Origin of the sequence: Chitinophaga sp. (assembly GCF_035564935.1) — a bacterium.
Lineage (GTDB): Bacteria > Bacteroidota > Bacteroidia > Chitinophagales > Chitinophagaceae > Chitinophaga.
The window spans coordinates 1-7,673 of record NZ_DATMTE010000752.1 but is presented as its reverse complement, the minus strand read 5'-3'; the positions used below and the strand labels follow the sequence as shown (position 1 = coordinate 7,673).

Below are 7,673 nucleotides of genomic sequence, written 5' to 3'. Positions count from 1 at the left end.
ACAATTAAATGAGTAAACCAGTATCTGAAAAATTTTAAAAAATAGCCTATAGGCTTATTGCTAAATCGTTTTTTCAATAAGCATTCCTGGCTTTTCTTTATTAACCAACTTCAATTAATTGATATGCACAAACGATCCACGTTTTGGGCACGGACTTGCTTTGCCAGCATGGTACTGATGCTCTTCTCGCTGTTCGCCTTTTCACAGGGCAAAAAAGTATCCGGAAAAGTAACGGATGCCAATGATAACACCGGCATCCCCGGTGTATCTGTTCAGGTAAAAGGTACCAGTACCGGTACCATCACCAAACCCGACGGTACCTTCAGCTTACAGGCTCCTGAAAATGCTGTGCTGATATTCACTTTCGTCGGCTATCTCCCGCAGGAAGTACCTGCATCCGCTTCTGCCATGAACATCAAACTGGCTGCATCGGTAAAGTCGCTGCAAGACGTAGTAGTAGTGGGTTACGGTACACAAAAAAGAAACGAAGTAACTACTTCAGTGGCTACCGTAAAGGCGGAAAATTTTAACCAGGGTGGCTCCCGCTCTCCTATGGACCTGATCCAGGGTAAAGTGGCTGGCTTGTCTGTTACCAGAACACAGGGAAATAACCCCAACAGTGGCGCTTCCATACAAATCAGGGGCATCAGTTCCGTATCCGGCGATATGAACCCACTGATCGTAATTGATGGTATTCCCGGCGGTAACCTCGACCTGTTACAACAAGACGACATTGCCACCTTCGATGTGCTGAAAGACGGTTCTGCTGCAGCTATTTACGGTACCCGCGGTAACAACGGGGTAATTCTCATTACCACCAAAAAAGGTAAAGCCGGCGACCCGCAATACACCTACTCTACTTACCTGCAACGCGAAGCAGTGGCCAAAAGACCCAGCATACTCAGCGCAGCAGAATATGTAAAAGTAGCCGGTGCATCCAACGACCAGGGCGCTGATGTAGATATGTATGATCTGCTGCTCAACAAAAATAACCTCAGTCATTATCACAACTTCGCAGCCTCCGGTGGAACTGCAAACAGCAATTACCGTGCATCCCTTTATTACAACGATGCCAACGGTATTGCCATTGAAAACGGCCGTCAGCAATATGGAGGAAGGGTGAATGTAAACCAGACCGGCTTACAGGGCATGCTTACCATGCAATTCAACCTGGCAGGTAATTTCAGTAAAGCCAATCTGAACGGTGGAAACAGCGGCGGCGGCGATAACAAAGCCGGCAATGCAGGCGCCGATTTTGAACAGGCAGTACAGCGGAATCCTACCGCCCCCATCTTTGGCCCTGATGGTAAATATGTTGAAACAAACGGTTTCAATAACTATAACCCACTGGCCCGTTTACAACAGGAGTTATATGACAGGGATCAGAAAACCTATTCAGGAGATGCCCGTATAACACTGGAGCCTATACATGACCTGAAATTTTCTGCCTTCGGCGCTATTGTCCGCGACGAATATACCGACCGCCAGTATAAAATGAAGGCTTCCCGCTCTTCCATCCAGGACTTCCAGGGTGGTGGTTATGCGTATAAAGCCAATTCCGCAGCTATGGATAAAACATTTGAAGCTACTGTCGATTATACAAAAACAGTCAACTCAGACCATACTTTTAATGTGCTCGGCGGCTATAGCTATCAATACAGCACATTGGAAAAATACTCCATGGATAACAATGGTTTCCTCACCGATGCCTTTGAAGACTGGAACATTTCTGCAGGTAACGCATTAAATGATCCTAAACTTCCACGTCCTTCACAAAGCAGCAACAAAGTAGACAACACGCTCATTGCGTTCTTTGGCAGATTGAACTATAACTACAAACAGAAATACATGTTGCAGGCTATCCTGCGTCATGAAGGTTCTTCCCGTTTCGGCGCCAATTACAAATGGGGTAACTTCCCCGCAGTATCCGCAGGATGGGTGATTTCAAAAGAAGCCTTTATGCAGGATATCACCGTAATCAACAACCTGAAACTCCGTGCAGGCTATGGTATCACCGGTAACCAGGGGATTCCCAACTACCAATCGCTCATCACGTTGGGAACAGGCGGCGCTTATCTTCAGTACGGCAAATGGATCCAGACTTACGGACCTAATAAAAACCCGAACCCGGACCTGAGATGGGAGAAAAAGAAAGAGTTCAACGTAGGGGTTGACTTCTCCCTGCTGCAAAACAGGATCGGCGGTTCCGTTGATGTGTACAGCCGCAGAACAAAAGACCTGTTATTCAACTATACGGCACAGCTGCCTTCCAACATCCTGGATAATATCTTTACCAACGTAGGTGAAATCTCTAACAGCGGGGTGGAAGTAGTGATCAATACTGTACCTGTGAAAACCAAAGATTTCACCTGGCATAGTGATATCGCCTTCAACTCCCAGCGGAATAAAATGGTGTCATTCTCCAACCAGATTTATAAAGCCACTGAGCAGTTTTATGGCGATCTGCCTTCCCCGGGTAATCTTGGCCAGGCCATCCGCGTAGTAGAAGGCGGTCCGCTGGGTACTTTCTATGGCTACCGTTATGCTGGTCTTACCGACGATGGCAAATGGCTGTTCTACAAAAAAGACGGCAGCAAAGCCACTACTTCTGAAATCAATCCCGACGATAAAACAGTGATCGGAAATGGTATTCCCAAGTACATGGCTTCCTGGAACAATACTTTCCGTTATAAGAACTTTGACCTGAGCATCTTCCTCCGCGGCAAATTCGGTTTCGATATCCTGAACCTGCAGGATATGTACTTCGGTAACAAAAAATGGAAACCGAATAATATGCTATCATCTGCTATCGGTAAAAATGATAAGCTGAACGACGATCCCCAGTTCTCAGATTACTACCTGGAAAAAGGAGATTTTGTAAAACTGGATAACATCACCCTCGGCTATAATTTCCAACTGAAAACCAAATATATCCGCAACCTGCGTGTATATGCCAGCGGCCGTAATATTGCCACCATTACCAAATACAGCGGTCTTGATCCTGAACTGCAGGATACTGCACTGGATTCCGGTATAGATGGAAGAGGATTTTATCCCCGCACCCGCTCTTACACTATCGGATTGAACCTTGGATTTTAAAAGCAGCAAAATTGTAACGTATGAAAAAAAGTAATGCATATATCAGCGCAGCCCTGCTGGCTCTCGGATTGAGCGCCTGCACCAAGCTCGATGAAAAACCATACAGCGAAATTATTTCAGATAATTTTTATCATAATAAAGAAGAAGTACTGTCTGCCGTACTACGTCCGTTTACCCATGCCGGTGCATGGGCGGCACCTACCGGTCAAACCGGCTATTGGCGCTTGCAGGAACTCTCCGCCGATCAGCTGGCATGGCCGCAGAAAGGCAAGCACGGCTACGATGGCGGTAACTGGATCCGCCTGCACAACCATACCTGGATTGCCAATGAAGACAATGCCTGGAATCCATGGCGACTGATGTTCTGGGGTGCGGGTTTCTGTAACAATACCCTGAAAGATCTGTCGGCTATGGACTTTACCAAAATTGGTATGACCAATGAAGACAAAGCCTCATTTATAGCAGAAACAAAAGTAGTGCGAGCCTGGCATTACCTGAAATTGATGGACCTGTATGGCAACATTCCCATCGTAACAGAAGTAGGTGAGCCAGCATCCCCGGCTACGAAAACCCGCAAAGAAGTATTTGAGTTCGTTGAAAAAGAACTCAAAGAAAATGTGGAATTGCTGAAACCATTATCTGCAGATATGGTGGGCCGGGCTACCAAAGCAGGCGGATATGCAATGCTGGTGGAGCTGTATCTCAACGCACAGGAATGGACAGGTACTCCACGCTGGGACGACTGTATTACCTATTGCAATAAGATCATTGCCGGCGACGGCGGTTCCCTGAGCGGCGCGGTACCTGCATTGGAGCCGGATATTTTCCGCGCTTTTGCCAATAATAACAATACCTCTCCGGAAGACCTGTTCCAGCTCGCCTATGACCTGAGAGCCGGTAACTCCCGTTTCGGGTGGCAAGGTGATTTCTGGCACTACCGTCAACGCCAGATCTACAACGCTGATGTAGACGGTAACAACAGTATCGTTGTTATTCCTACTGCTTATGATGCGTATAAAGACAATGATCTCCGCAAGCAAAACTGGATGTTGATCGGGCCTCAGAAAAAAGATCCGGCGCTACGCACCAGCGTGGCAGACAGTTTGGTACTCGGCACAGAAGAATACAACGGCAAACCGCTTGTTTTTGTAAAAGAGATCCGCAGAAATTCTGAAGGAGCAACCGGCGCCGGTGGTATGACGCTTGGTGAAGAAAACAGTGGCGCACGTTTCGCCAAATATGTACCGGGCAAACAAGACGATCCTAACTACTGGGGCAACGACTTTGTACTATACCGTTTAACAGAAATCTATTTCAATAAAGCAGAAGCATTGATGAGAAAAAACAACGGTATCGCTACACAAGATGCTGTTGATCTTATCAATACCTGTAAGAAACGGGCATTCAGGCCGGAAGACTGGGCCGCTGAAGCATATACTGCTACCAGCCTTACCATGAACGAACTCCTTGCTGAAAGAGGCCGTGAGTTCATATTTGAAGGTAAACGCCGCTCAGACCTGATCCGTTTTGGCAAATTCACCACCGGCAGCTGGTGGGATCATCAGCCATCTGCTGATAAGTACAAGCTGTTCCCGATTCCGTTTAAACAAACAAGTATCAATCCTAACCTGGTTCAAAATCCAGGCTACTGATAAACTGATTTGGGTGTGAAGCAGTAAACGGCTTCAACCCCGGATGCGGAAAACCCAACGGCCGTCTCTTCACTGAGATGGCCGTTTTCTATTTTTGTATTTAATAGGCAAGTAATTCGCCGATAGCCGCAGCTACTTTTGCAGGCGTTGGCAACATAGCCGCCTCCAGGCCGGTATTCAGCGGAACAGCCGGCAGGTCCATCGCACCCAGTGTAAATACCGGGGCGTCCAGGAACCTGAAACATGTTTGTTGAATACGCCCTGCCAGTGCCTGTATGAAAGAGTTGTTGAGCTGTTCTTCTGTAAGGATCAGGCACTTCCCGTGTTGTTTCACCATGTCATACACCATTTCCTCATCCATTGGAAAAAGTGTGCGCAGATCCACTATGCTTACCTGCCCGGGATATTTTTGGGCGGCTGCTTTGGCCCAATATACACCCATACCATAAGTGATAATGCAAAGTGTATTTCCCTGCGCCATATCTTTCGGATGCGCGCGTTGTATAATATTTCCTTTACCCAATGGCAACACATAATCTGCTGCAGGCTCAATTGTCATGGCTTCCAGGGTACCCGGCACTTTGCTCCAGTATAATCCTTTGTGTTCCAGCATAACAACCGGGTTGGGATCGAGGAACGCCGCCTTCATCAGGCCCTTCATATCTGCAGCATTAGAGGGATACACCACTTTGATGCCCTTAATGCTTAACAGCGTGGATTCTATGCTGCCTGAATGATAAGGCCCTCCTCCGCCATATGCCCCGATAGGCACACGGATAAGCGTTTGTACCGGAAATTTACCATTACTCAGGTAACACGATTTTGAAATTTCTGTTACCAACTGATTAAACCCCGGGTAAATATAATCGGCAAACTGCACTTCCACTATGGGTTTTACGCCTGCGGCAGACAGGCCGGCAGTAGCCCCTATAATGTACGCTTCCTGTATCGCGGTGTTATATACGCGGTGTGGTCCGAATTTTTCGCCCAGTGTGGCCGCTTCCCGGAAAACGCCTCCCAGTCTTACGCCCACATCCTGCCCAAACAGAATGGCTTCGGGGTATTCCTGCATAATTTCTTCCACTGCATGCAGGGCGGCATCCACCATTACTACTTTGGATTTGCCGGCGGGTGTACGGGTACCACTTTCCATTGTTATGGCAGCCGGCGCAAATACATGCTCCTGCACCGTTTCCGGTGCCGGCTCCGGCGCCTGCACCGCTTTATCAAAAGCAGCCTGTATATCACCGGCAGCAGTTTTTTCAATTTCATCCAGTGCTGAAGCGCTTACGCCATGTTTCAATAAAAGTGCCCTCAGCTTTGGAACAGGGTCATTGGCAGCATGTTTTTGCAGGTCCTCTACGGTACGGTACCATTCCTTTCTCACACCGGAGGTATGATGTCCCAGCAGCGGTACATTAGCCTGCACCAATATCGGGCGCCGTTCATGTCTTGCATAACTGATAGCCGTTTCCATTGCGGCGTAGCTGGCCGTAAAATCGCTGCCATCCACCCGCATCCGCTCCAGTCCCCTGAACCCCGCGGCATAATCATATGCGTCCATTGTTCTTACCTCCGCTGCGGTAGCCGAAATGCCCCAGTCGTTGTCCTGTACCAGGTAAATCACCGGTAGTTGTTTCAGTACGGCAAATTGCAGGGCTTCGCTTACCTCACCTTCAGTAACACTACCATCCCCGAGGGAGCATAGTACGATGGGTAATTCCCCGTCGGGGCCTGTTTTCAGCAGGGAGGAACGGATTTGCTCCAGGTATTGCACTCCCTGGGCTATACCGGTGGTGGGGATCACCTGCATACCTGTAGCGCTGCTCTGGTGGGGGATCTGCGGTTTACTGGCCTCCCTGTTGTTAGGGTGACTGTAATAAGATCTTCCGGCGGAAAAAGGGTCATCCGCCTTTGCCAGCAGCTGGAGCATTAATTCATAGGGAGTAAAGCCCATGGCAAGGAGCATACTCTCATCGCGGTAATAGGGACTTACAAAGTCCCAGGGCCGTAGTTGCAACCCCGTGGCTATTTGTATGGCTTCATGACCGCGGGAAGTGGAATGAACATATTTACAGATGGATCTGTTTGCCTCATAGATGGCGGCCATACTGCCGGCTTCGCACATCAGTCGCCACGCTGCCAGTAATTCCGTCAGTTCGCTGGCATTACCACCTGTATTGGAGGCAGGCGTTTTTAAAGTTGAAACGCTTGTGCTATCTTTAAACACAATAAGACTGTTTTGGTGATGATGGTAAATTAAAAACAATAGTTGCCATAGCAACAGTTGCTAATGCAAATTAATTAATATGACTGATACTTTCGTCAGTAATCCCTCTTTTTTTAAGTTGGATGCTACGCTGAAAAAATTGCGCAACTACTGGCAAAAAACGTTTGATGCCCAACAGAAGGACATTACAGTGGATCAATGGCTCCTGATAGAGAATTTATATAAACATAAAAAAACCACGCATAACGAGCTGGCCCGTAATACTTCGAAAGACATTACCACTATTTCCCGTATCATCGAACTCCTGGTAAAAAAGGGGCTGGTAAAAAGAGAGGCTGACGTGCACGACCGGCGGAAGGTATATTTACAGCTGACCCCGGAAGGTGTGGAAAAATATAAGGATGTGAAATCGCTGGTATACGATATGCGGAAAATAGGGTGGAAAACATTGACTGAAGGGGATTATGCGGAATTAACGCGCATCCTGGACACGATTTACGCCAATATTCCATAGATCGCCTTCGGCGATGAAATTGTCTTGGAACAGGATTTAAATGATTACGCTGATTTCACTGATTTTATCAGGTATTGATTTTAAATATTTTGAGGAGATAGAAGCGAATATTTTCACTTCTATCTCCTCATTTTTCTATTAAAATCCTGGGATATAAAATCAGTGAAATCAGCGTAAT

4 protein-coding genes are annotated in these 7,673 nt (G+C 47.4%); 3 read left to right on the top strand and 1 reads right to left on the bottom strand.

Going from position 1 to position 7,673, the window contains the following annotated elements:
* Positions 1 to 123 precede the first annotated feature (123 nt).
* Positions 124 to 3,099, top strand: coding sequence for a TonB-dependent receptor (locus VN105_RS19475; RefSeq protein WP_325643285.1), 2,976 nt, complete (start codon positions 124 to 126; stop codon positions 3,097 to 3,099).
* Positions 3,100 to 3,119: 20 nt separating this feature from the next.
* Entirely contained in the window at positions 3,120 to 4,751 is a 1,632-nt protein-coding gene (locus tag VN105_RS19470) for a RagB/SusD family nutrient uptake outer membrane protein (protein WP_325643283.1), read from the top strand.
* A gap of 100 nt (positions 4,752 to 4,851) precedes the next feature.
* Here VN105_RS19470 and VN105_RS19465 read toward each other — a convergent pair whose 3' ends face one another.
* Complete coding sequence (locus tag VN105_RS19465) at positions 4,852 to 6,981, bottom strand: alpha-ketoacid dehydrogenase subunit alpha/beta (protein ID WP_325643281.1); 2,130 nt, start codon at positions 6,979 to 6,981, stop codon at positions 4,852 to 4,854.
* A 79-nt stretch (positions 6,982 to 7,060) separates the two neighbouring features.
* Here VN105_RS19465 and VN105_RS19460 point away from each other — a divergent pair, with 79 nt between their 5' ends.
* Positions 7,061 to 7,495, top strand: coding sequence for a MarR family winged helix-turn-helix transcriptional regulator (locus tag VN105_RS19460; RefSeq protein WP_325643279.1), 435 nt, complete (start codon positions 7,061 to 7,063; stop codon positions 7,493 to 7,495).
* Positions 7,496 to 7,673 lie beyond the last annotated feature (178 nt).